The sequence below is a fragment of the Lentzea sp. NPDC051208 genome (assembly GCF_040682435.1).
GTDB lineage: Bacteria > Actinomycetota > Actinomycetes > Mycobacteriales > Pseudonocardiaceae > Lentzea > Lentzea kristufekii.
On record NZ_JBFBAW010000008.1, the window covers coordinates 33,400 to 54,046 of the forward strand.

Consider the following 20,647-nt stretch of genomic DNA (forward strand, 5'->3'; position numbering starts at 1 on the left):
GGTAGCACTCGACCGGGTGACGCGGGAATGATGTTGCGATGGACTCGCTGCCCGACACCGTGGCCTCGGCGCTCGTCGAGGCCGACAGTGAGACCACCGACTGGCCGGCCCGCTGGCAGGCGCTGACCGCCGTGTCGGTCGAGCTGCAGTCGCTGCTCGTCACCGATCCCGGCCCCCGGCTGGTCGCGTTGATCGAGGAGATCGTCACCCAGCTCGCCGACGGCGTCGCGACCAGCAGGCGTCATCGCGTCGAACTCGCTGAGCTGGCCCACCGCGTCCTGACCATCCACGCCCGCGCGTGCGACCAGACCGGCGCCGACCCGGTGCGCCTGGCCGACTGGCTGCTCGACCTGCAGCTGCAGCACCCCGACGCGCCCGACGTCAGCCTCGCCGCCTACGCCGGCGCCCTGGACGACGAGGGTCTGGCCCGCTACCGGGAGCGGGCGGTGGCGTTGTTCGCACCGCTGCCGGTGATCGGGTTCGGCGAGACCGGCCGCTACGACCGCGCCCGCTGGGCGTTGCTGCGCGTCATGGAGGAGCTCGCCGAGTACACCGAGGACGTCGACCTGCAGCTGCTCGTGCTGTCCAAGGACCTCTCCTCGGGCTGGCACTACCTGCAGGTCGCGACCGTGCTGCGCGACAACGGCCGTTCGGACGAGGCACTGGAGTGGGTGGAACGCGGGTTGCGCGCGGTGGGCGGGCGCGGCGCGTCGTTGCGGCTGATCGACCTCGCGGTGGAGGAACACCTGCGCCGGGGCGCACCGCAACGCGCGCTGGAGGTCTGCAGGGAGGCGTTCTTCGCCCGGCCCAACCTCGACGTGTACCTCAAGATCCGGGCGCTGGTCGTGCACACCGACGAGTTGCCGCCGTTGCGCGCGGAACTGGTGCAGCACCTCGTGCAGGACGGCAGCCGCCTGGCCGTGGAGGTGTACCGGCGCATCGTGGAGGTCGAGCTCGCCCGGCGCGGGATCGAGGAGCACGACCTGGTCATGGACCTGCTGGAACAACTACGCGGCCTGCAGCCCGACGCGTTCGCCGACTACCTGGACCACATCAGGTCGCGGCACGTGGCGGACCGGGAACTGCTCGACGAGTTGTCCAAGCGCGGATTCTGACCGTTCCCGATTCGGATAGTCCGTTCTCGTAATATCCTAGTTCGCATGATCGAGGCCGGAGGGGATCCGGTCCGCCCACGGCCGGGCGCGCTCCAGCTGGGCGGACACCGACAGCAGCGTGCACTCGTCGTGCTGGCGGCCCACGAGCTGCACCGCCAGCGGCAGGCCCGCCGACGTGCGGCCGGCCGGAACCGAGGCGGCGGGGTTGCCGACGATGTTCCACAGCGGCAGGAACGTCGTGTAGTGCGAGGCCGCGAGCAGCGCCGTGACGACGTTGCGGCCGTCCCACTCGCCCACGCGGATCGGCGGGCGGGTCAGCACCGGGGTGAGCAGCACGTCGATCGAGGCGAACACCCGGTTCGCGTACGCGGTGAGCGCCGCGTCGTCCTTGGCCGCCCACCGCACGACACCGCGCGGCAGGCGCCGCCCCAGCTCGCCGACCGCGCGGGTGCGGGGCTCGAGCAGGTCCGGCAACTCCATGTCCGCGCGCGCCAGGTAGGCGTTGTGCACGTAGCGGGCGGCGAACTGCGTGGAGGCGGTGACGTCGCGCATCGGCGGATCGAGCCGCACGACGTCGTGACCGAGGTCGGTGAGCAGCGCGGCGGTGTCCTGCACGGCGTCGCGGACCTCGTCGGCGATCGGGATGCCCGGACCCCACGGCCGCAGCGACACCCCGATCCGCAGCCGGCCCGGATCCGTGCGCGCCGCCTGCGTGAAGCTCATGCGCGGCGGATGCGCCACGTGCGCGTCACCGGGGGCGGCGCCGTGGATCTGGTCGGCGACCAGCGCCCAGTCCAGCACCGTGCGGGTGATCGGCCCCGCCACCACCAGACCACCCCACACCTGCGGCTCCGGCGCCAGCGAGATCCGGCCGCGCTGGGGCTTGAGCCCGAACAGGCCCGTCACGGCCGACGGGATGCGGATCGACCCGGCGCCGTCCGTGCCGATCGCGGCCGCGGCCAGTCCCGCCGCCACCGCCGCGGCCGAACCGCCGCTGGACCCGCCGGGGGAGTGCGCGAGCGACCACGGGTTGCGCGTCGGCCCAGCCCACGAACTCTCGGTGAAGGGCCACAGGCCCAGCTCCGGCATGCGGGTGCGGCCGATGATCACCGCACCGGCCGCGCGCAGCCGCGTGACGATCGCGGAGTCCGCCGGCTGCGGGGTGCGCGCGGCGTTCGTGCCCTTGGTGGTGGGCAGGCCCGCCAGCGCGATGTCCTCCTTGACCGCGATCGGCACCCCCAGCAGCGGCAGGTCCTCGCCCGCGGACCGGCGCGCGTCGGCCTGCTCGGCCTCCGCGAGGGCCCGTTCGGCGAAGACCAGCCGGAACGCGTTGAGCCGCGGATCGATCCGCTCGATGCGGCGCAGGTGCTCGGCGAGCAGGTCGCGGGCGGTCACCTCACCGGACCGCACGGCGTGCGCCTGCCTGGCCACCCCGGCGGAACACAGCTCCGTCAGCTCCATGAACCGACCCTAAGCGCCCACAGCTGATCTACGGAATGGGAGTAGCGCACATGAGAGTCCTCGCGATCGCGGTCGCCGCACTCGTCGCCCTGAGCACCCTGGTGGCCCCGGCCCACGCCGCCGGAGCGCCGATCTACCGCTACGAGATCATCAACCGCGCCAACAGCTGGCTGACGGCGAACAACGGCACCCGCGTGCCCTACGACCAGAACCGCAAGTGGACCGACGGCTACCGCATGGACTGCTCCGGCTACGCCTCGATGGCCGCGCGCCTGGACAAGGTCCCGGACGCGCCCAACACCCAGGCGCTCATCACCACCACCTGGACGTCCCCCATCGCGATGAGCGAGCTCAAGCGCGGCGACCTGGTCATCGACGCCATCGGTGACGGCGACAACCGCCACGTCGTGATCTTCGACCGGTGGACCGACTCGACCAGGACCCGCTACTTCGCCTACGAGCAGCGCGGTGGCTGGGGCACCGACTGGCGCAGCCACACCTACGGGCTGGAGGCGAACTCCGAGTACAAGGCCCGCCGCCTGCTCAACGTCATCGACAAGTGAGCCGCGGCTGGTCCCGCACGGCGAACGCGGAAGGCGGTTGCGGCTCGTCGTGCCAGGTGACGATCTACGTGCAGCGCTTCGGTGACACCGACGAGGGAACCGGCACGGCGCGGGCGAGCCGCTAACCCACCCGGCTGCGGTGGTTCGCGACGGCGACGCGGTTGGCGCACTTGGTCGAGCAGAACCGCCGCCTGCCGTTGCGGCTGGTGTCCACGAACACCGTGTCGCAGCCGTCGCGGCCGCACGAGCCGATGCGCCCCGCGTCCTCGCAGAACAACGCCGCCATGCCCGCCGCCGTGTACGCCTTGAGCCGCACGTCGGTCGGCGCGTCCTCGCGGGCGTAGTGCAGGTGCGGGGCGCGTCCGTCGTGCGTGGAGATGTAGTGCGTGGTCGAGGACTGGGCCAGCAGGTCGTTGAGCAGCTCGACGGTGGGCGCGCGGAACACCTGGCGCAGCCGTTCGATCCAGTCTCGTACGTCACGTTCCTGCCGCGCGTCGAGCGAGCCCAGGGGCTTGTAGTCCGACGCTTTCAGCACGTCCAGCAGGTGCGTGGCCGGGTCGGCGTTGACCAGGGTCGCGGCGAGTTCGGCAGCCGTCCCGCCGTAAGGGTTGAAATGCACTAGACCATGACATCAGGCTTGGCTCATGATCGCCACCTGCCCCGCCTGCCGCTGGTCGTCCGACTCCGCCGTCTCCTCGCACGGCGCCGTCGCCTACGTGCGCTGCGTCTGCGGCCTGTTCCTCGTGCTCGAACGTGACGTCGTCATCGCTACCGCCGGGACCAGCACGTTCGCCCCGATTCACCACACCCGTGGTGATCTTGCTAGTGTCCCGGGCCGTGAGCCGTCGTGATCTGCTGTGCGACACCGCGATCCAGATTCTCGCGGTGGAAGGCGGCCGCGGCCTGACCCACCGCGCGATCGACCGCGAGGCCGGCGTGCCCATCGGCACCACCAAGAACTACTTCCCGACCCGCGAGGCCGTCCTCACCGCCTGCGCCGCCCGCATGACCTCGCTGCACCGCGCCGCCGTGCAACGCCTGCGCGAGACGACCCCGGCCGGCATCAGCGCCGGCGACGTCGCCGAGCTCTACCCGGCCCTGCTGCGCCGCGCGGTCGCCGACGACCCGACGCAGATGCTCGCGATGGTCGAGCTGTACCTGGAGGCGGTCCGCCGCCCCGGTGTGCGCGAGGCGCTGTCGGGCATGGTCCTCTCGAACGCCGAAGCCGCCGCCGCGCTGCAGCAGGCGGCCGGTCTGCCCTCGACGGTGCGCGACACGGGCCTGCTCGACGCCTACTTCCTCGGTGTGGCGATCTCGCTGCTCGCGCTGCCGGCGGAGACGCTGCAGACCGTCGGCCTGGACGACCCGTACGCGCTGGGCATCGGCGTGTTCTCCGCGACCGCGCCCAGCGCCGGACCGTCACCAGAACGGCGATCAGCAGGGTCGAGCTGATCGCCGCCGGCGTCGCGAGCGCCACCGCGGGCTGGGCCAGATCGAGGGGATGACCGCTTCTGTGCGCGACGATCGCCCAGATCACGACACCGCCCAGCACGGCCGCCCCGCGCCTCTTGTGTTCCTGCGCACCGGCTCCCGCCGGGCGTCCAGGCAGCGAGTGGTCAGCGCCGCGACGATGGCAGGACCGCGGTACCCCGGCGAAGATCAGCCCGCGCTAGGCGCCTGCGAGGTCGATCACGAACGACAGGGCCAGCATCGTGGCGCTCAACCTGGTTGGTGCGCCAGCGCCGCCCTGAGCGCGGCGTAGGTCTGTTCGACGTCACCGCCGGCCTCGATCACGGTGACGTGAGGAGTCAGGTAGGCGGTGATGCGGTCGTGGCCCTGCCGGATCACGTCCGCACCGCCGAGCGCTTCGACGACGTGGTCGATGTGGTGTTCCCGCCGCCGGTACCGGTCGATCGCCGTCTCGGGTGGGGCGAGCAGCACGAACTCGAGGTAGTCCGCGCCCGCGGATGCCGCCGCGGCGGCGAACTTGTCGCGTTCGCCGTGGCGCATGATCAGCTGCGGCATCACGACGTCGTGCCCTGAGGCCAGGTGGGTGGCCGCCATGGCCAGGGCGAGCGGGCGGACCAGGCCGACCGCGCCGTAGAAGTCCTCGCGCCAGCCCCCGACGAGCCGGACGATCTCGTCGGCGTCGAGGTCGAGCGTTCCGGGGTGGTCGGCGGCGTAGCGGGCGGCGATCGTGGACTTGCCGACGCCGGTGGGACCGTTGAGGTGGATCAGCCGGGGCACCGGGCCGAGGTTAGCGGGAGACCTTCGCCAGCTCGTCGATCGCGGTCGCCACCAGCGCGATCGCGATGTCCGGCGACTTGCCGCAGCTCGCGGGCCGCGGCGGCACAGGCTGCTCGGTCAGCGACACCCGCCACTCCCGCCCGTCGGCGTGCCGCACGGTCGCGGAGTCCGGGGTCTCGGCCACGACGGTGAGCACGTCGCGGGGTTCGCTGATCTTCTCGCGCACGGCGACCTCGGCGACCTGGCCTCGCGGGGTGAAGCAGGAGCGGCCCCGGCAGCGGTCGGCGACGATGCCCTCCGTGACGACGCGCTGGGCCAACTGGTGGTCGAGTCGTCCGTACAGGTGACCGGTGGGCAGCAGCACGCCGGTGGGCGCGAAGCGGTGGCCGCCGGTGTGGGTGCACTCCCACAGGTTCAGCGCGGTGGCGATCGGGCGGCCGTACAGCGCGCAGCACACGTCGCGTTTGCTGTTGGTGCAGACCAGCAGCAACGGGTCGCGGACCGGGGTGCCGAACGCGGTGGAGCGGCCCGCGCCCAGTGCCTCGAAGTCGAGCTCGAGGGCTTCCTCCGGCACGGCCAGGTCGGCCTGTTCCAGCCAGGAGGCGCCGGGTTTCGCCGAGGCCAGGTACAGCCGGCGGGTCGCGGGGACGTGGTCGTCGGCGTGCCTGCCGGGGCGGCGGATCAGCAGGATGCGCACACCCGTGCCGGCGGCGCGGCGTTGCAGTTCGGCGCCCAGTTCGGGGTCGAGGTGGCTCTCGGTCAGGGCGTCGCGCCCCCACGGGCCCGGCTGTTCCAGGCACAACCACGCCGTCGCGGTCGCGGCCGTGCCGGCCAGCGGTTCGCCCGCGAAGCCGGAGAGTGTCGAGCACCTCATCTGCACACTCTATACGGCCGATCGGGTGATGACTAAGGCGACCCTTAGTTGATCTGTGGGCTCGAGCATCGGTGGTTGACCTCCCAGGCGCGGGGCTAGGTTCTCGTCCATGAACGTCGCGGTGTGGATCGTGTCGGGTGTGCTGGCTGCCCTGTACCTGATGGCGGGCTTCACCAAGCTGGTCAAGACCAAACAGGACCTGCTGGCCGAACCGAGGATGTCCTGGGCGGAAGATTTCACGTCCGGGCAGGTCAAGGGCATCGGCGCGGTCGAAGTCGCCGGTGCGCTCGGGCTGGTGCTGCCGTGGCTGACCGGCGTCGCGCCGATCCTCACCCCGATCGCGGCGCTGGGCCTGGCACTGGTGCAGGTGGGTGCCGCGATCACACACATCCGGCGCGGTGAGAGCGCCACGGTGCCGATCAACCTCGTGCTGTGCGCGCTGGCCGTGTTCGTGGCGGTCGTGCGCTTCGGCCAGCTCTGATCGATCAGCTCTCGAGCCGCCGCACCCGTTCGCGCATCGACGCCTCGAGCTTCGCGCGGTAGCCGAGGAACAGCTTGTTCGCCAGGTACGGCGCCCAGTTGCCCTGCCTGGCGATGTTGTAGACGCGGTGGCGCAGGAGCGCGCCCTCGGGGTGCGGGTGCAACGTGTCCTCGCCGCGGTACCACCAGTCGCCCCAGTAGGCGATCACGCCCTGCTCACGGTCCACCAACCGGTGCGGCCCGGACTCTCCGGCGTCGGCGAACATCCGCGCGCGCACGTCCTGCAACGGCGCGTGCACCACGCCGGTCACTTCGAACAGCAGCCTCATCGGTGTCTGTCCTCCCAGTCGTCGTAGCCACCGACAGTGCCCTCGCGGGTGGCGGTGGCGAACCAGGACAGCCAGGCGCGTTCGGCGCGCAACACGGCCATCCGGTAGTCGAGTTCGATCCACGCGAGCTGCGGCAGTCCCATGCCGGCGAGCTTCTCCAGCAGCACCGCCAGCGCGGTGAGCTGCTCACCGACGGCGGCTTCGCGTTGCCGCACGAGCCGCAGCGCGTCGGCCGGGGGCAGCAGGCCGACCAGGGAGATCCCGGCCTCGAAGCGCGGGTACTCCCTGGCGGGCACGGCGATCAGTTCGCGCAGCCAGTCGTGCAGCTCCGCCGTGCCCGCGCCGGTGACGGCGTAGACGGTGCGTTCGGGGCGGTTGCCGGCCTTCTGCACGGCGGAGGCGGTGATCAGCTCGTGTTTGCGCAGTGACTCCACCACCGTGTACAGCGAGCCGTAGTTGAGCTTGATGACCTCCTCCTGGTGGCGTTCCCGCATGGTCTGCGCCATCTCGTAGGGGTGCATGGGCCGCTCCGACAACAGGGCCAGCACCGCGAGGGCCAGGGGGTTCGTGCGCTTGAACGTCATATCCGCTCCCGTATATCCGGTGCCGAGTATAGGCTGGGCGGCATGACTACGGTGATCACCGGGGGAAGCCGGGGTATCGGTGCCGCGACCGCGCGCAGGCTCGTGCGCGACGGGCATCGGGTCGTGATCAGCTACCGCCAGGCCGAGGACGAGGCACGTGCGCTGGAAGCCGAGCTCGGCGTGCTCGCTGTCCGGGCCGACACGGCGGACGAGGCCGATGTGGCGCGCCTGTTCGACGTGGCCGGCGACGACATCACCGGCGTGGTGAGCAACGCCGGCATCACCTCCCCGTCCGGGCCGCTCGCGGAGCTGCGCACCGAGGACCTGCGCCGCGTGGTGGACGTCAACCTCGTCGGCGCGATCTTCGTGGCCCGCGAGGCGGCCCGGCGGATGAGCCGCGGTTCGATCGTGAACGTCTCCTCGGGGGCGGCGACGCTGGGCAGTCCGGGGGAGTACGTGCACTACGCCGCCACCAAGGCCGCCGTGGACGCGCTGACGATCGGCCTGGCCAAGGAGCTCGCGCCGCGCGGGATCCGGGTCAACTGCGTGCAGCCCGGCACGATCCGCACCGACATCCACCACCTGTCCGGCGACCCCGGCCGCCCCGACCGCGTCGCCGCCCGGATCCCGCTGGGCAGGCCCGGTGAGGTCGACGAGATCGCGAACGCCATCGCGTGGCTGCTGTCGGACGAGGCCTCGTACACGACGGGCGCGATCCTGCGGGTGGCCGGCGGCATGTGAACCTGCGGCCTTTCGGCTCTGCGGGCGGTGTGCGCGCTGCCCCTAAGCTTCTCCGTCATGTCCGCGCCCACGCTCACCGACTTCGTGCTCGCCAACACGACGCTGGCCCCCGTGCCGCTGGTGCCCGAGGTGCTGCTGCACAGCGCGGCCGAGGCGATGGGCCTGTGGGAGCTGACCCGTCACGACCAGCCGCCGTTCTGGGCGTTCCCGTGGGCGGGCGGCCAGGCCTTGGCGCGGCACCTGCTCGACAACCCCGGGCTGGTGCGGGACAGGAAGGTGTTCGACCTCGCGTCGGGTTCCGGGCTGGTCGCGATCGCCGCGGCACTGGCCGGGGCGGACGTGGTGACCGCCAACGACATCGACCCGCTGGCGCTCGCCGCGGTGCAGCTCAACGCCGCCGCCAACGGCGTCACGGTGAGCGCGCTGGACGGTGACCAGCTCGACAGCGACGCGCACGGCGCCGACGTCGTGCTCGCCGGGGACGTGTTCTACGACGCGGAGATCACCGCGCTGGTGCTGCCGTTCCTGAGCAGGGCCGCGGCACGGGGCGCGGTGGTGCTGCTCGGGGACCCGGACCGCGCACACCTGCCGCGTGACCGGTTCACCGCGTGCGCCCGCTACGAGGTGCCGGTGCCGCTGACGCTGGAGAGCACCGAGACCCGCTCCGCCACGGTCTGGCGGGCCTAGCTCTTGACCCGCGGAACGGCGCCTAGTTGGTGACCAGGCAGAACGGGTGCCCGGCGGGGTCGGAGTAGACCCGGAACCCGACGTGCTTCGACGAGCCCTCGAGCAGCGTCGCCCCCAGGGCCAGCACGAGCGGCTCGGCGACGTCGAGATCGGTGACCATGACGTCGAGGTGGATCTGCTGGGGGTGTTCCTGGCCGGGCCAGCGCGGCGGTGAGTAGTCCTCGACGCGCTGGAACGACAGGCGCCGCCCGTTGGCCGTGACGAGCGTGGACCAGTCGCCGTCGGAGTCGGTGATCTCACCGCCGACGACCTGCCGGTAGAACTCGGCGAGCGCGCCGGGGTCCGGGCAGTCGACCACCACGTCGTAGAACTCTCCGATCACCACACCGCGAATCTAGCCCAGCCGCTCCACCACGAACGCCGTGAGGAACCCGGCGGTGGTGCACAGCCCGGTGTAGAGGCGGGCCCGCTCGTAGGCCTCGGGGATCATGGTGTCCGCGATCATGGCCAGGATCGCCCCTGCCGCGACCGCGGTGATCACGGCGATGAGCTGCGGTGGCGCGCCGTCGAGCAGCAGGTTCCCCAGGGCCGCGGACAGCCCGCTCGCCACGGCGATCGCACCCCACACCCCGAACACGTAACCGGGCCCGCGGCCGGCCTGCTTCATACCGGCGACGCTGGAGAGCCCTTCCGGGACGTTCGAGATGACCACCGCCGCCAGCATCGCCACCCCGACGCCGCCGCCGCTGAGCAGCGACACACCGAGCACGACCGACTCGGGCACGCCGTCGAGCAGCGCTCCCACGGCGATCGCGGTGCCGCTGCCGGCCTGGTCGGCCTCGGTGGGCTGGTTGCTGCTGCGCTTGCGGTGCCGTGCCCCGCGGCGCGCGAGCACCAGGTTCGCCAGCACGTACCCGACCGCGCCACCGAGGAACCCGGCGGAGGTGGCGAGCAGACCACCGGTCTTCTCCGCCTCGTCCATCAGCTCGAACGCCGCCGCCGCGGTCAGCACCCCGGCACCGAACGCCATCACCACGGCCACGACGTCGCGGGGCACGCGCAGGAACCAGGCGACGAGCGCGCCCGCCACGAGCGCGCCGCCACCGGCCAGTCCCCAGATCCCCGCCTCGATCCACTGCGGCATGACTACATCTTGGCGAAGAACACCTTCAGATCGCCCGCCAGCAGCTCCGGCGAGTCGTGCCCGGAGTAGTGCCCGCCGGTCTCGAACTCCGACCAGTGCACGAGGTTGCGGTGGTCGCGTTCGGCGAAGCGGCGGATGGTCTGGAAGTCGTCGGGGAAGATCGCGACACCCATCGGCACCGTCGTCGGCTCCGCCGGCTGCTCCTCGCGGTGCGCGTCCTCGAAGTACAGCCGCGCGCTGGACCCCGCGGTGCCGGTGAACCAGTAGATCGCCACGTTCGCGAGCAGGAAGTCCTTCGTCACGGCCGGCTCGCCCATCAGCTGCATCGTCCAGGCGAGCTGGCCGACGGGGGAGTCCGCGAGCGCGAACGCCACGTTCTGCGGCCGCGACTGCTGCAGCTTCGCGTAACCGGACATGGTCTCCCAGAAGTTCTGCAGCACCCCCAGACGCCGGAAGTCGTCCTCGGTCAGGCCCTCCATCTCGGCCGGGTCACCCGAGGGGAACGAGAAGATCTGCGTGACGTGCACACCCGCGACGTGCTCCGGGTCGGCCCGCCCGACCTGCGGCGCGATGATCGCCCCCGCGTCGTTGCCGTGCACCCCGTAACGCCGGTACCCCAGCCGCGCCATCAGTTCCGCGAACGCCGCGGCGATGCGCCCGGAGTGCCAGCCGATCTCCGTCGTGGGCCCGGAGAACCCGAAGCCCGGGATCGAGGGGATCACCAGGTGGTGGTCCTCGCGCAGGTGCTCGATCACGTCGACGAACTCCATGACCGAACCCGGCCAGCCGTGGATCAGCAGCAGCGGCAGCGCGTCCGGGTTCGGACTGGTCACGTGCAGGAAGTGAACGTTCGTACCGTCGATCTCGGTGACGAACTGCGGGAACGCGTTGAGCCGCGCCTCCACCGCCCGCCAGTCGAACTCCTCGGCCCAGTACCGGGCCATCTCCTGGACGTCCGCGACGTCGTCGCCGTAGCGCGACCCGGCCCCCGCGACCTGGTCGGTCCACCGCGTCCGCGCCAGACGAGCCCGCAACTCGTCGATGTCGGCGTCGTCGACCGCGATGTGGAATTCCCTGATCTCCGTCATAACCCGAGGCTAACGAGCGTTGCGGCCAGCTCCTGTCCTAAAGTGTCGGTCCATGTTGGAAACCTCGGCGCGCCTGCTGCGCCTGCTCGCTCTGCTGCAGTCACGCCGCGACTGGCAGGGCAGCGAACTGGCCGACGAACTGCAGATCAGCGCCCGCACCGTCCGCCGCGACGTCGACCGCCTGCGCGAACTCGGCTACCCGGTCAACGCCACCACCGGCTCGTTCGGCGGCTACCGCCTGGGCGCCGGCGCCGAACTTCCACCCCTGCTGCTCGACGACAACGAGGCCGTCGCCGTCGCCGCGGCCCTGCGCACCAACGCCGTCACCGGCCTCGAAGAGGTCTCCCTGCGCGCCCTGCTGAAACTGGAACAGGTCCTCCCGTCCCGCCTGCGCCACCGCGTCTCCGCCCTCGAACAGGTCGAATCCGTCCCCCGCGACTCCCCGGCACCCGCACTGGACCCCGAGCTGCTCTCGACACTCGCCGCGGCCTGCCGCGACAGCGACACCCTGCGCTTCGACTACCAGGCCCACGACGGCACCCCGACCCGCCGACGAGTCGAACCCCACCGCCTCGTCAACTGGGGCCGCCGCTGGTACCTCGTCGCCTGGGACGCCGACAAACAGGACTGGCGCAGCTTCCGCGTCGACCGCATCACCCCACCGCAGCCCCCGTTCGGCCCCCGCTTCACCCCACGCGACCTCGACGCCACCACCTACGTCGCCTCCCGCGTCACCCAGGCCGCCTGGCGCTTCCAGGCCCGAGTCCGCGTCCACGCACCGGCCGACGCCGTCGCCGCCCGCATCCACGCCGCCATCGGCACCGTCGAAGCCGTCGACGACACCACCTGCGAACTCGTGACGGGCTCCGACTCCGTCGAGACACTCGCCGTGTGGATCGGCATGCTCGGCTACGACTTCGAGGTCACCTCACCACCCGAGCTCGTGGCACACGTTCGCTCTCTTGCGGCCCGCTACGCCCGAGCCGTACAAGACTGAGCATGGCCATCACCGGACGGGACATCGAGCACCTGCTCTACACCGACACGCCCGACCCGATCCTGGTCCTGCACAACGGGGAGACGGAGATCGTGGCCGCCACCGACCTCGGCGGCCGATCCGGCGCCGTCGTGGTGTGCTCGCGCAGCGAGGTCCTGAGGTGGGTGGGGGAGCGCGACCTCACCGAACAGGACCTCGCGACTCTGGCGCAGGCGCTGACGGTGGCCATTCAAGACCCAGCTCAGCAGCAGCCGATCTGGCCCGCCTGATCAGGTCAGGCCGGCGTGAGAAGTCCGTGGTCGATGCCGCCGCGATCAGCTCGAGGAAGGGCTGTTTGTCCTCGAAACGTTCTCCGCGGTCGTACATCCGCAACCACGCCTCCACCAGTTCGGTCGGCTTGCCCGGGTAACCCGGCCCCAGGAGGTTCAGGAGCGAGAGGTCATCGCCGCCCTGCCCCAGCCTCTCGAGCAACGCTGAGACGAAGACGCCGCGACTCGTGTCCGCCGCCCGGAGGAGTGCGAGCGCGGGCAGGCAGTTGTCCGGCCGGGTCGCCGCCAGCGCGATCAACGCCGCTGTCACGTCGAGGCTGTACCGGGACGCCAGCGGGGTCACCATGTCCCGCAGGGTCAGCGCGACCTCGTCCAACGTCACGTACGGCTCCGACATCACCAGCCACTCCGCGTGCGGCTCACGGACCCGGACGTTGAGGCACACCGAGAAGTGCCGTTCCGCGTCGCGCTCCACCCAGAGCCACAGCACCACGCTCGCCCACTCGCTCGACGGCAGCCGCGACTTCCAGAACAGCGTCAGCCGCCGCCATCCGTCCACGCTCAGCCCCAGCTGGTCGGAATAGCACCTCCCACGCACCACCACCGCGAGGACCACGAGGTTCAACGAGTACTTCGCATCCCGCACCGAGTCAGGCAACGACACCGGCGCATACCCGCCACGCGACCCCCGCGACTCGTCCCGCGCGGCGAACAGCCGCGACACCAGGTCGAACAACCCGCCCCGGTCGCTGCGCTCCGCGAACTCCCGCAAGAAGTCCAGCACCGGCTTGCTCGACGTCAGCGCCGCGAACGACAGCACCGAGTACAACTCGGTGTCGTCCACGGTGGACTTCCTGCGCGAGCGGGCCTCGTCCTCCCTGCGCAGTTCCAGCAGCCTCTGCCACACGAACCTCGCCACCAGGTACTCGCCGAACGTCGCGTGCAGGAACTCGTAGGTCCGCAGCTTGGTCCTGTCCTCCCGGACGGCCTCCGTCCTCTGCATGAAGAAGAACCGCCCCAGCACCATCTCACCGGCGGACAGGGGAGTACGCGTCCCCTTCAACCGCTCCGGGGAATCGATGCCCAGCAACTCGCCCAGGTCCGCGGTCACCTCGTGCTCGGCGATCCACTGCACGCCCCGGTTGAACATCGCGAGCGCCACCACCGACAGCCGGTCCAGCTCGTAGGCGACGTCCTCGGCGAGATCGGCCTCAGTCCGATCGGTCCCGGTCTTGGTGACTTCTCGCTCGGCGAACCGGTCGAGCAGCCGCTCGTACAGCTGACTTCGGCTCAGGCCTTCATGATCACGCTGGAACGAGCTGTCCACCGCGTCGTACAGAGCCAGCATCAACAGCAGCAGCGGCTGGGAGGCGAGGTCGGGGTAACGCAGCACGGTCTCAGGCGGCAATGGGCGGTTGCCCGCGTTCCACACCTCCAGCCACGAACGGACCTGTGCCTCGTCGAACGGCATCAACCGCACCACCTGCGTGCCCTCAGGCAGCTCCAGCCCCGCACACACGCTCAGCCGGCTCGTCACGACGAACACCGCCGGCCGGCCCCTGTCTTCGAGCCGTTGCTGGAACTCGGCGATCGTCGTCAGGTACCGCGTCTGACTCACGCCGGTGGCCTGCAACAGCTCGTCGAACCCGTCCAGCACCACCAGCGGCAACGCGCCACCGGTCGCGCGGGAGAACTCCGCCCAGCTCACCGGCTCCTGCAGCAGGGTGCGCAAGCCGTGCTCGATCTGCTGCTCCAAGGTGCAGCCGGCGGGCGCGCACCGCAGCTCCACCCGAACCACGGCGAAGTCCGACGCCGGCAACCGCGCCGCCAGCATCTCGGTCAGCACCGACTTGCCCGATCCCGGATCACCCAGCACCAGCAGCGGAGCCGACAGAGCCTCCGGTGACGTCAGAAGACCGGCGAGGTAGGCGTAGAGATCGTCACGGACGGGCACGCCGTCCCACCACGCGAGCAGCGACGGCGCGGCAGCCCGGTCGACACCGGTGACGACCTGAAACCTCGGGTCGACGTAGGCCTCGGCCAAACTCGGGATCCGCACGCCGTCCGGCACGTCGGCCGACTTCACCAACGGCCGGCGCAACGCGCCCCCGTAGACACCCGCGAGCTCGGCGAACCGCACCTCCGGCCTCAGCTCCGTGGTGGTCTCGCGCAGCACGTCCTCCAGCCGCGCCAGCGCCTTGCGCACCGCCCGGCCGTCCTCGATCGCGAACCAGAACCGGATCTCGGGGAACTCGGCGGCGAGTTGCCCCAGCAGTTCCTGGTACCGCTCCAACGCACGAAGGGCGGCGGTGTCAACGGCCCTGCGCACCCGGCCGCGCTCGGTGTCGTTCAAGTCGTCCCAGCACGCCATGCTCGCGACCACCTCGCAGAGCACGACCGCGAGCAAGTCGTACCGACGTGCCAGAACGACCAGGTTCTCCTCGTACGAACGGCCGACCGACGGAAGCGGCAGTGGCTCCTCCCACGGGTTGTACCTGACAACGAGCTCCCGATCCTCCGCGGTGAGCTTGACGGGGACCTGTTGCTCGTCGAACGCCTCGAAGAACGCGGTCATCACCACCACGGCGTGCGCGGCATGCAACTGCTGTGTGCGGGTGTAGCGGCTCACGCCTCGGCGCTTGGTGGAGATCTTGGAGATCAGCTCGTTGCTGAGACGCAGGAAGTCAGGCTTCGCGTCGAACAGGTCCAGCACCTGCCACAGCCCCAGCGAACCCGCCAGCAGCGCGCCGCCCAGGACCTTGTCCATGGCGGCGATGACCGGGTGGTCGCGGCCGCCGAGGATCTTGACGGCCTCGTTGTAGCTGTAGGTCTTTCGCACCCGAAGGTGTCTACCCGACCGCGGGCACGCTCAGCCTGAGAACAACACCAAAAGACCAATCGCGACCAGCACGACCGGCAGGGCGACGTGGCCCCACCGGGCGAGAGCGCGGGCGACCACCTGACGGGAGGCCAGGAACCGGCCTGCCAGGCACCACACGCCGACCAGCAGCAAGAACACCACGACGTAGACCCACAGCGAGTCCGTCACGGCGAAGACCGGCACGTAGACGCCGATGTTGTCGCCGCCGTTGGCCAGGGTCACGCCGGCCATCGCCAGAACCCCGGGAGCGGCGTCCGGCTCCTCCTCGTCGTCCGCGCCGCGCCACAGGGACCACGCGGCCTTGAGGCCGAGCGCCAGGGGGATGAGACCCAGCCACGGGCGGAAGTGCGCGGGGAGCAGGGACGCGCCCAGCGCGCCGACCACGGCCAGCGCCAGGATGGCGGTGAAGCCCAGGTACTGGGCCGTCACCACCTGCCAGGCCGACTTCGCCCGCGCGAAGAACAGCGCGAGTAGCACCAAGTCGTCGACGTTCGTCACCGCGAACATGCCCGCCGCCTGACCGATCACTCCGAGATCCACAGCGGCATTCTCGCCCGCGTGAAACGGATAGCTAATCCGGAAGTGTGCTAGCGTCGTCGGTAAGCGGATCAGCTATCCGGATTGGGGAATGTCATGGCACGCAGAGCAGTGATCACCGCGGGGACCGGAGGCATCGGGCTGGAGACAGCCCTCGGACTCACCGAAGCCGGCTACGCCGTCACCGTTGTCGGCCGCAACCCCGAACGAGGCGCACGAGCCGTCGACAGCATCAACACCAGGGGAGGGGAGACGGCACGGTACCTGCAGGCCGACCTCTCCTCACTGGACGAAGTGCGCGCACTCGCCACACGCATCGCGGCCGAGGGAGAACTGGAAGTCCTCGTCAACAACGTCGGCGCCATGTTCCCCGACCACACCCGCATCGGCGGCGTCGAAGCCTCCTTCGTCGTCAACCACCTCTCGCCCTACCTGCTCACCGAAACCCTCCTCCCAGTGCTGACCGGCCGCGTCGTCAACGTCACCTCCGGCTCCGTCATCGCCGCCAAGAAGGTCTTCGACGACGCCGAACCACCCGGCGGCTACTACGGCTTCCACTGGTACGGGCGCGCCAAGCTCGCGAACCTCGCCTACACCCTCGACCTCGCCCAGCGGCAAACCACCGTGTCCGTACTCGCGGCCGACCCCGGCGGCGCGGCCACCGACATGACCGACGGCACCATGCGCACACCCAAAATCGTGTCACCAGGCCTGCGACTGCTGTGGCCACTCGTCCGCCGCACCTTCGAGCGAGCCACCTCCGGACCCGCCGCCACCGCCGCCCGGCCCTCGATCCTCGCCGCGACCGACGAGACACTCGCCACCGGCACCGTCATCGGCCCCCGCGCCACCCCGGTGACACCGAACCGCACCGCGGCCGACCCACGAGTCCAGCACGCCGTCCGCAGACTCAGCCAGAAGCACGCACCACTCGACCACGTTCCGGATGGCATATCCAATTAGTCTGGAACACATGACGCCGCAGCGAAAGGACGCCGCCCGCAACTGGGAGCACATCCTCACCGTCGCCAGAGAACTCGTCGACGAAGGCACCCCGCTGCAACTCAACGACGTCGCCCGCCGCGCAGGACTCGGCGTCGGCACGGTCTACCGGCACTTCCCGACCACCGAAGCACTCCTCGAAACCGTCGCCACCCCCTGCCTCGAAGCACTCGCCGGCTGCGGCGAACAAGGCCTCGCCCACGACGACCCCTGGACCGCCTTCGCCGACTTCCTCACCAAGGTCGTCGAAAGCCAGGTCACCGACCCCGCACTCGTCAAAGTCGCCGCCAGCGCCCAAGACGCCCTCCCGCGCACCACCGAACTCAAAGCACAGATCCTCGGCAACGGCACCGAACTGCTCGCCCGCGCACGCGACGCCGGAGCCGTCCGCCCCGACCTCGACGACGCAGACCTCATCCCGCTCATGTGCGGCATCGCCTACGCCACCTACGTCCACAGCGCCGGACCCGCCGAACGGCTCCCCACCGCACGCCGCTACCTCAACACACTGCTCCGCGGCCTACGCGCCTGAACGCGGGGGACCAGCCGCCACGAACGCCCGCAACTCATCAAGCCCCTGCGCACCACCATCGGTCAGCATCCACGTCACACCAGCGGCCTCGTACTCACCCGCCTCCGGTAACACGCCGCCACCCCACAACACGACATCACCATCAGCCGGACCACCCGACGCCACGAAATCCGCCTTCAACCGAGCGGCATCAGCGGGGGAGAGCACCACCAGGCCCTCGCGACCGAACGTCGCCGGCACCACACCCGCCGCATGCTCCGCCGCACGAAACGGCGACGACCGCGGCCAGATCCCACCCACCCAGATAGGCACCTCCACCGGCGCGAACCGCACCCCCGACACGTCGAACAACGCACCGTGATGCTCCACCTCGGCGCCCGACAACAACGCCCGCACCAACCCCACACCCTCCGACATCGCCTCCGCACGCGAACCGCGCTCGCCGAAGGGGGAGTAGTCCTGCGGCACACCCGCACCCACCCCGAGCACCAGCCGCCCACCCGACAACCGCTGCAACGTCGACGCCTCCAACGCCACCTTCCACGGACGCCGACGCCCCAGCGACGTCACCAACGGCCCCAGCAAGACCCTCGACGTCCGCGCCGCCACGGCACCCAACGTCACCCAGACATCCGAAACCACAGACTCACCCGGCACCACCACGTGGTCCCACAGGAAGAACCCGTCCCACCCCGCCGCCTCCGCCTCGACAGCGAGCGACACCAGCACGGACGGATCACCCAACGACGAACCGAACGACGGCACATAGATCCCATAGCGCATGACCCGAGTGTCGCAAGCACCCCCGACAAGATCATTTCAACGCGGGGGAGCAGCGCAAACAGGCCTCAACGCCCCTCGCCGGTCGCACCGTCGAGCTGCTCCCGCAAGATGTCGGCGTGCCCGGCATGCCGCGCAGTCTCCGTCACCAGGTGCACCAACACGTTGAACAACATCACATCCGGACGCGGCCACCACGGCACATGACCAGGCGAGTCCACCGCAAGCGCCGAGATCGTCGCATCCGAATGCGCCCACACGCGCCGATAGCGACCAACGACGTCCTCACGCGACTCCGACTCGTCCGCCCGCATGTCCGACCCACGCGCCGCCAGATCGTCCCACCGGGGCAACGGCTCAGGGAACGGCCGCCCGAACACCTCACCGAAGTACCGCGACTCCGACAACGCCAGATGCTTCACCAACCCCAGCAGGTTCGTCCCGGAAGCCGTGAGCGGACGCCGCACGTCCGCATCGGACAGGCCCTCCAGCTTCCACAGCATCACCTCGCGCAACTCACGCAGATCTCCGTGCAAATAGTCCTTGGCGAACTCATCGATCATGAGCGAGCACCCTGCCATCTATCGCCACGGTGACGTAAGGCCACGGGGCCGCCGGGAGCAACGGTCGCGGACACCGGCTGAGCGACGAGCCCGGGAAAACCAGCCAGAGCGACGCGCGCCTCCCAGGAGACGGCCCTGACAACGACAGCGGGCGCGGAAGCGGCTGCGCGACGCCCGAGAAAGCCGGTCCAGGTCGCAGACGGCGCAGAGGACGGCGGGAGAGCGGCTTCGGGCAGCCCAGATCCACGTTACTTGACATAATGTAGATTATCGGCGAAACGGCGACCTGCGAAGATCGCTTCAGAAGGGGCCGAAACGGCCGTGTTGGCGACGTCTGCAAGTCACAGCCAACGGGCAGGCCGGCTGCACTTGCAGACGCCACAACATCAGATCCACGGCGATGCCGGAGCGCGGTCGACACCGACGTGTCGTCAGTGAGACGTACGTAGCGAGGCGCCATTACGCTCACGATCCCCGACAAGTGACGCCACCTGGTCCAGCGCCGTCCCGGCCCGATCAGAACCCGGCGAAACGGACATTTCATGCATAATCGCCATTATCCAGCAAAGAACAGGTACTGAGAGGCGCACGCTCGCGCCGCCCGCGCACCAACCTCGCAGAACCTTCCCAGCGACGCGCTGCAACGCCGCCCCGCCGCCGGGACGACGATCCACGCCGAGCGCTGACCTGCGGTCGTGGAGTCCTCCGCCCTACCTCGTGCACGAGGGTCGAGCAGCACTCCCCTCCCCTGTGCCGTCGCCGTGTCCGGGATTGTCGGTGGTGTGCGGTACAAGATCCATATGCACGTGCTCGCCGCTCAGGACGCCTTCTTCCTCGCCCGCCGGACCCGCAAGGACTCGCCGCACACAACGGCCGCCTACCAGCGGGATCTCGCCGGCGTGAACACGCTCCTGGCCGAGACCCTCTCCTGCCCGGTCGAGGACCTCGTCGTCGCTCAGCTCACCGGGGCCAACCTCCGCAACGCTTTCGGGTTGTTCGCGGACACCCACGCCAAGAGCTCCGTGCTGCGGGCCTGGTCGACGTGGAACCAGTTCCTGACGTTCTGCGTGGCCGAGGACCTGATCGCCGGTAATCCGATGGGCGCCGTCGCTCGTCCGAAGACGCCTCCGCTGGTGCCGAAGCCGCTGCGGGGTGAGGACACGCCCGAGCAGTTGCTGACGGCCGCGGCGGAGGGGGCGCGCAAGGGTCGTGATCCGTGGCCGGAGCGGGATGTGCTGGTGATCGCGCTGGGGCTGGTGGCGGGGTTGCGCAGTGCTGAGATGCGGACGCTCACGCTGGCGAGCATCGTCGGGCGGGAGGGTGATCAGCGGTTGCACGTGAAGGGCAAGGGGAACCGGGATCGCAGTGTGCCGATCGAGCCGCCGATGGAGCGGATCGTGGATGCGTATCTGAAGAGTTGCCGGCAGCGGTTTCCTCAGGGGCGGTTCGACCGGGAGTCGGCGTTGCTGCGGGATCGGCATGGTGAGCCGATCGGCCGGGGTGGGCTGGAGTACCTGGTGAAGTCGTGTTTTCGGTGGGCGGGGTTGAACGACAGGGTGCCGACGGGGGCGAATCTGCACGCGTTGCGGCACACGTTCGCGACGAGGCTGGCGGAGGACGGGGCGTCGGCGAGCGAGATCATGGCGTTGCTGGGGCACGCGAGTTTGGCGACGAGTCAGAACTACATCGAGGCGACGGCGCGGGAGCGGCGGGCGGCGGTGGCGAGCAATCGGACGTATCGGGCGCTCAAGGACATCTAGCGGTGCTCCACCG

General features: G+C 70.3%; 26 protein-coding genes. 13 read left to right on the forward strand and 13 right to left on the reverse strand.

Annotation, left to right across the window (positions count from 1 at the left end):
* Window positions 1–38: 38 nt before the first annotated feature.
* Window positions 39–1,115: a hypothetical protein gene (locus AB0M48_RS20510; RefSeq protein WP_363844132.1), complete on the forward strand. Its 1,077-nt coding sequence runs from the start codon at window positions 39–41 to the stop codon at window positions 1,113–1,115.
* 36 nt (window positions 1,116–1,151) lie between these two features.
* Here AB0M48_RS20510 and AB0M48_RS20515 read toward each other — a convergent pair whose 3' ends face one another.
* Entirely contained in the window at window positions 1,152–2,576 is a 1,425-nt protein-coding gene (locus tag AB0M48_RS20515) for an amidase (protein WP_363844135.1), read from the reverse strand.
* Window positions 2,577–2,626: 50 nt separating this feature from the next.
* Here AB0M48_RS20515 and AB0M48_RS20520 point away from each other — a divergent pair, with 50 nt between their 5' ends.
* Together AB0M48_RS20520 and AB0M48_RS20525 are read left to right on the forward strand one after the other, a co-directional pair.
* A complete protein-coding gene (locus tag AB0M48_RS20520) occupies window positions 2,627–3,139 on the forward strand; it encodes a hypothetical protein (RefSeq protein ID WP_363844138.1) in 513 nt (170 codons plus the stop codon).
* The gene (locus tag AB0M48_RS20525) at window positions 3,136–3,264 is read left to right on the forward strand and encodes a hypothetical protein (RefSeq protein ID WP_363844141.1); all 129 of its coding nucleotides are present in this window, start codon (window positions 3,136–3,138) and stop codon (window positions 3,262–3,264) included. The genes AB0M48_RS20520 and AB0M48_RS20525 overlap by 4 nt, the downstream gene beginning before the upstream one ends.
* Here the strand turns inward: AB0M48_RS20525 and AB0M48_RS20530 are convergent.
* Window positions 3,261–3,758 (reverse strand): CGNR zinc finger domain-containing protein, encoded by a 498-nt coding sequence (locus AB0M48_RS20530; RefSeq protein ID WP_363844143.1) that lies wholly within the window; start codon window positions 3,756–3,758, stop codon window positions 3,261–3,263. The two genes, AB0M48_RS20525 and AB0M48_RS20530, sit on opposite strands and share 4 nt — an antisense overlap.
* A gap of 25 nt (window positions 3,759–3,783) precedes the next feature.
* Here AB0M48_RS20530 and AB0M48_RS20535 point away from each other — a divergent pair, with 25 nt between their 5' ends.
* Window positions 3,784–3,990 carry a hypothetical protein gene (locus AB0M48_RS20535; RefSeq protein WP_363844146.1) on the forward strand — a complete coding sequence of 69 codons (207 nt, stop codon included), beginning with the start codon at window positions 3,784–3,786 and terminating at the stop codon, window positions 3,988–3,990.
* A complete protein-coding gene (locus AB0M48_RS20540; protein WP_363844148.1) occupies window positions 3,977–4,591 on the forward strand; it encodes a TetR/AcrR family transcriptional regulator in 615 nt (204 codons plus the stop codon). The genes AB0M48_RS20535 and AB0M48_RS20540 overlap by 14 nt, the downstream gene beginning before the upstream one ends.
* 267 nt (window positions 4,592–4,858) lie before the next feature.
* On the opposite strand, the gene AB0M48_RS20545 is transcribed toward AB0M48_RS20540, so the two are convergent.
* Window positions 4,859–5,386, reverse strand: coding sequence for an AAA family ATPase (locus AB0M48_RS20545; RefSeq protein ID WP_363844151.1), 528 nt, complete (start codon window positions 5,384–5,386; stop codon window positions 4,859–4,861).
* Between the two features lie 10 nt (window positions 5,387–5,396).
* A complete protein-coding gene (locus AB0M48_RS20550) occupies window positions 5,397–6,260 on the reverse strand; it encodes a sucrase ferredoxin (protein WP_363844154.1) in 864 nt (287 codons plus the stop codon).
* Between the two features lie 109 nt (window positions 6,261–6,369).
* On the opposite strand from AB0M48_RS20550, the gene AB0M48_RS20555 reads away from it, so the two are divergent.
* The gene (locus AB0M48_RS20555; RefSeq protein ID WP_363844157.1) at window positions 6,370–6,741 is read left to right on the forward strand and encodes a DoxX family protein; all 372 of its coding nucleotides are present in this window, start codon (window positions 6,370–6,372) and stop codon (window positions 6,739–6,741) included.
* Between the two features lie 4 nt (window positions 6,742–6,745).
* On the opposite strand, the gene AB0M48_RS20560 is transcribed toward AB0M48_RS20555, so the two are convergent.
* Together AB0M48_RS20560 and AB0M48_RS20565 are read right to left on the reverse strand one after the other, a co-directional pair.
* Window positions 6,746–7,069: a hypothetical protein gene (locus AB0M48_RS20560; protein ID WP_363844160.1), complete on the reverse strand. Its 324-nt coding sequence runs from the start codon at window positions 7,067–7,069 to the stop codon at window positions 6,746–6,748.
* The gene (locus AB0M48_RS20565) at window positions 7,066–7,653 is read right to left on the reverse strand and encodes a PadR family transcriptional regulator (RefSeq protein WP_363844163.1); all 588 of its coding nucleotides are present in this window, start codon (window positions 7,651–7,653) and stop codon (window positions 7,066–7,068) included. Before AB0M48_RS20565 ends, AB0M48_RS20560 begins: the two co-directional genes overlap by 4 nt.
* 42 nt (window positions 7,654–7,695) lie before the next feature.
* Here AB0M48_RS20565 and AB0M48_RS20570 point away from each other — a divergent pair, with 42 nt between their 5' ends.
* The gene (locus AB0M48_RS20570; protein WP_363844166.1) at window positions 7,696–8,394 is read left to right on the forward strand and encodes an SDR family oxidoreductase; all 699 of its coding nucleotides are present in this window, start codon (window positions 7,696–7,698) and stop codon (window positions 8,392–8,394) included.
* Window positions 8,395–8,451: 57 nt separating this feature from the next.
* Window positions 8,452–9,081, forward strand: coding sequence for a 50S ribosomal protein L11 methyltransferase (locus tag AB0M48_RS20575; protein ID WP_363844169.1), 630 nt, complete (start codon window positions 8,452–8,454; stop codon window positions 9,079–9,081).
* A 22-nt stretch (window positions 9,082–9,103) separates the two neighbouring features.
* Here AB0M48_RS20575 and AB0M48_RS20580 read toward each other — a convergent pair whose 3' ends face one another.
* Genes AB0M48_RS20580 through AB0M48_RS20590 form a run of 3 tightly spaced genes read right to left on the reverse strand, consistent with a single transcriptional unit; the run spans window position 9,104 to window position 11,313 of the window.
* The gene (locus AB0M48_RS20580) at window positions 9,104–9,466 is read right to left on the reverse strand and encodes a VOC family protein (RefSeq protein ID WP_363844172.1); all 363 of its coding nucleotides are present in this window, start codon (window positions 9,464–9,466) and stop codon (window positions 9,104–9,106) included.
* 9 nt (window positions 9,467–9,475) lie between these two features.
* Window positions 9,476–10,225 carry a ZIP family zinc transporter gene (locus AB0M48_RS20585; protein WP_363844175.1) on the reverse strand — a complete coding sequence of 250 codons (750 nt, stop codon included), beginning with the start codon at window positions 10,223–10,225 and terminating at the stop codon, window positions 9,476–9,478.
* A 2-nt stretch (window positions 10,226–10,227) separates the two neighbouring features.
* A complete protein-coding gene (locus AB0M48_RS20590; protein ID WP_363844178.1) occupies window positions 10,228–11,313 on the reverse strand; it encodes an epoxide hydrolase family protein in 1,086 nt (361 codons plus the stop codon).
* A gap of 52 nt (window positions 11,314–11,365) precedes the next feature.
* Between AB0M48_RS20590 and AB0M48_RS20595 the strand changes: the two genes are divergently transcribed.
* Entirely contained in the window at window positions 11,366–12,310 is a 945-nt protein-coding gene (locus AB0M48_RS20595) for a YafY family protein (protein WP_363844181.1), read from the forward strand.
* A 2-nt stretch (window positions 12,311–12,312) separates the two neighbouring features.
* The gene (locus AB0M48_RS20600) at window positions 12,313–12,579 is read left to right on the forward strand and encodes a hypothetical protein (protein ID WP_363844184.1); all 267 of its coding nucleotides are present in this window, start codon (window positions 12,313–12,315) and stop codon (window positions 12,577–12,579) included.
* Here AB0M48_RS20600 and AB0M48_RS20605 read toward each other — a convergent pair.
* Both AB0M48_RS20605 and AB0M48_RS20610 read right to left on the reverse strand, forming a co-directional pair.
* Window positions 12,491–15,418, reverse strand: coding sequence for a hypothetical protein (locus AB0M48_RS20605; protein WP_363844187.1), 2,928 nt, complete (start codon window positions 15,416–15,418; stop codon window positions 12,491–12,493). The genes AB0M48_RS20600 and AB0M48_RS20605 overlap by 89 nt on opposite strands.
* A 30-nt stretch (window positions 15,419–15,448) precedes the next feature.
* Window positions 15,449–16,000, reverse strand: a complete 552-nt coding sequence (locus AB0M48_RS20610; RefSeq protein WP_363844190.1) for a cadmium resistance transporter — start codon at window positions 15,998–16,000, stop codon at window positions 15,449–15,451.
* 93 nt (window positions 16,001–16,093) lie between these two features.
* Between AB0M48_RS20610 and AB0M48_RS20615 the strand changes: the two genes are divergently transcribed.
* Both AB0M48_RS20615 and AB0M48_RS20620 read left to right on the forward strand, forming a co-directional pair.
* Window positions 16,094–16,960 carry an SDR family NAD(P)-dependent oxidoreductase gene (locus tag AB0M48_RS20615; RefSeq protein ID WP_363844193.1) on the forward strand — a complete coding sequence of 289 codons (867 nt, stop codon included), beginning with the start codon at window positions 16,094–16,096 and terminating at the stop codon, window positions 16,958–16,960.
* Window positions 16,961–16,970: 10 nt separating this feature from the next.
* Window positions 16,971–17,531, forward strand: a complete 561-nt coding sequence (locus AB0M48_RS20620; RefSeq protein WP_363844196.1) for a TetR/AcrR family transcriptional regulator — start codon at window positions 16,971–16,973, stop codon at window positions 17,529–17,531.
* On the opposite strand, the gene AB0M48_RS20625 is transcribed toward AB0M48_RS20620, so the two are convergent.
* Together AB0M48_RS20625 and AB0M48_RS20630 are read right to left on the reverse strand one after the other, a co-directional pair.
* Window positions 17,520–18,314 carry an LLM class flavin-dependent oxidoreductase gene (locus AB0M48_RS20625; RefSeq protein ID WP_363844199.1) on the reverse strand — a complete coding sequence of 265 codons (795 nt, stop codon included), beginning with the start codon at window positions 18,312–18,314 and terminating at the stop codon, window positions 17,520–17,522. The genes AB0M48_RS20620 and AB0M48_RS20625 overlap by 12 nt on opposite strands.
* Before the next feature lie 65 nt (window positions 18,315–18,379).
* Entirely contained in the window at window positions 18,380–18,874 is a 495-nt protein-coding gene (locus tag AB0M48_RS20630) for a DinB family protein (RefSeq protein WP_363844202.1), read from the reverse strand.
* A 782-nt stretch (window positions 18,875–19,656) separates the two neighbouring features.
* On the opposite strand from AB0M48_RS20630, the gene AB0M48_RS20635 reads away from it, so the two are divergent.
* Window positions 19,657–20,634 (forward strand): tyrosine-type recombinase/integrase, encoded by a 978-nt coding sequence (locus AB0M48_RS20635; protein WP_363844205.1) that lies wholly within the window; start codon window positions 19,657–19,659, stop codon window positions 20,632–20,634.
* Window positions 20,635–20,647: the final 13 nt, after the last annotated feature.

Bases quoted from the DNA above. Each gene is read 5' to 3' on its own strand.
- AB0M48_RS20510 (WP_363844132.1), top strand. From the start codon at position 39: ATGGACTCGCTGCCCGACACCGTGGCCTCGGCGCTCGTCGAGGCCGAC.
- AB0M48_RS20515 (WP_363844135.1), bottom strand. From the start codon at position 2,576: ATGGAGCTGACGGAGCTGTGTTCCGCCGGGGTGGCCAGGCAGGCGCAC.
- AB0M48_RS20520 (WP_363844138.1), top strand. From the start codon at position 2,627: ATGAGAGTCCTCGCGATCGCGGTCGCCGCACTCGTCGCCCTGAGCACC.
- AB0M48_RS20535 (WP_363844146.1), top strand. From the start codon at position 3,784: ATGATCGCCACCTGCCCCGCCTGCCGCTGGTCGTCCGACTCCGCCGTC.
- AB0M48_RS20550 (WP_363844154.1), bottom strand. From the start codon at position 6,260: ATGAGGTGCTCGACACTCTCCGGCTTCGCGGGCGAACCGCTGGCCGGC.
- AB0M48_RS20555 (WP_363844157.1), top strand. From the start codon at position 6,370: ATGAACGTCGCGGTGTGGATCGTGTCGGGTGTGCTGGCTGCCCTGTAC.
- AB0M48_RS20560 (WP_363844160.1), bottom strand. From the start codon at position 7,069: ATGAGGCTGCTGTTCGAAGTGACCGGCGTGGTGCACGCGCCGTTGCAG.
- AB0M48_RS20565 (WP_363844163.1), bottom strand. From the start codon at position 7,653: ATGACGTTCAAGCGCACGAACCCCCTGGCCCTCGCGGTGCTGGCCCTG.
- AB0M48_RS20570 (WP_363844166.1), top strand. From the start codon at position 7,696: ATGACTACGGTGATCACCGGGGGAAGCCGGGGTATCGGTGCCGCGACC.
- AB0M48_RS20575 (WP_363844169.1), top strand. From the start codon at position 8,452: ATGTCCGCGCCCACGCTCACCGACTTCGTGCTCGCCAACACGACGCTG.
- AB0M48_RS20585 (WP_363844175.1), bottom strand. From the start codon at position 10,225: ATGCCGCAGTGGATCGAGGCGGGGATCTGGGGACTGGCCGGTGGCGGC.
- AB0M48_RS20590 (WP_363844178.1), bottom strand. From the start codon at position 11,313: ATGACGGAGATCAGGGAATTCCACATCGCGGTCGACGACGCCGACATC.
- AB0M48_RS20595 (WP_363844181.1), top strand. From the start codon at position 11,366: ATGTTGGAAACCTCGGCGCGCCTGCTGCGCCTGCTCGCTCTGCTGCAG.
- AB0M48_RS20600 (WP_363844184.1), top strand. From the start codon at position 12,313: ATGGCCATCACCGGACGGGACATCGAGCACCTGCTCTACACCGACACG.
- AB0M48_RS20615 (WP_363844193.1), top strand. From the start codon at position 16,094: ATGGCACGCAGAGCAGTGATCACCGCGGGGACCGGAGGCATCGGGCTG.
- AB0M48_RS20620 (WP_363844196.1), top strand. From the start codon at position 16,971: ATGACGCCGCAGCGAAAGGACGCCGCCCGCAACTGGGAGCACATCCTC.
- AB0M48_RS20625 (WP_363844199.1), bottom strand. From the start codon at position 18,314: ATGCGCTATGGGATCTATGTGCCGTCGTTCGGTTCGTCGTTGGGTGAT.
- AB0M48_RS20630 (WP_363844202.1), bottom strand. From the start codon at position 18,874: ATGATCGATGAGTTCGCCAAGGACTATTTGCACGGAGATCTGCGTGAG.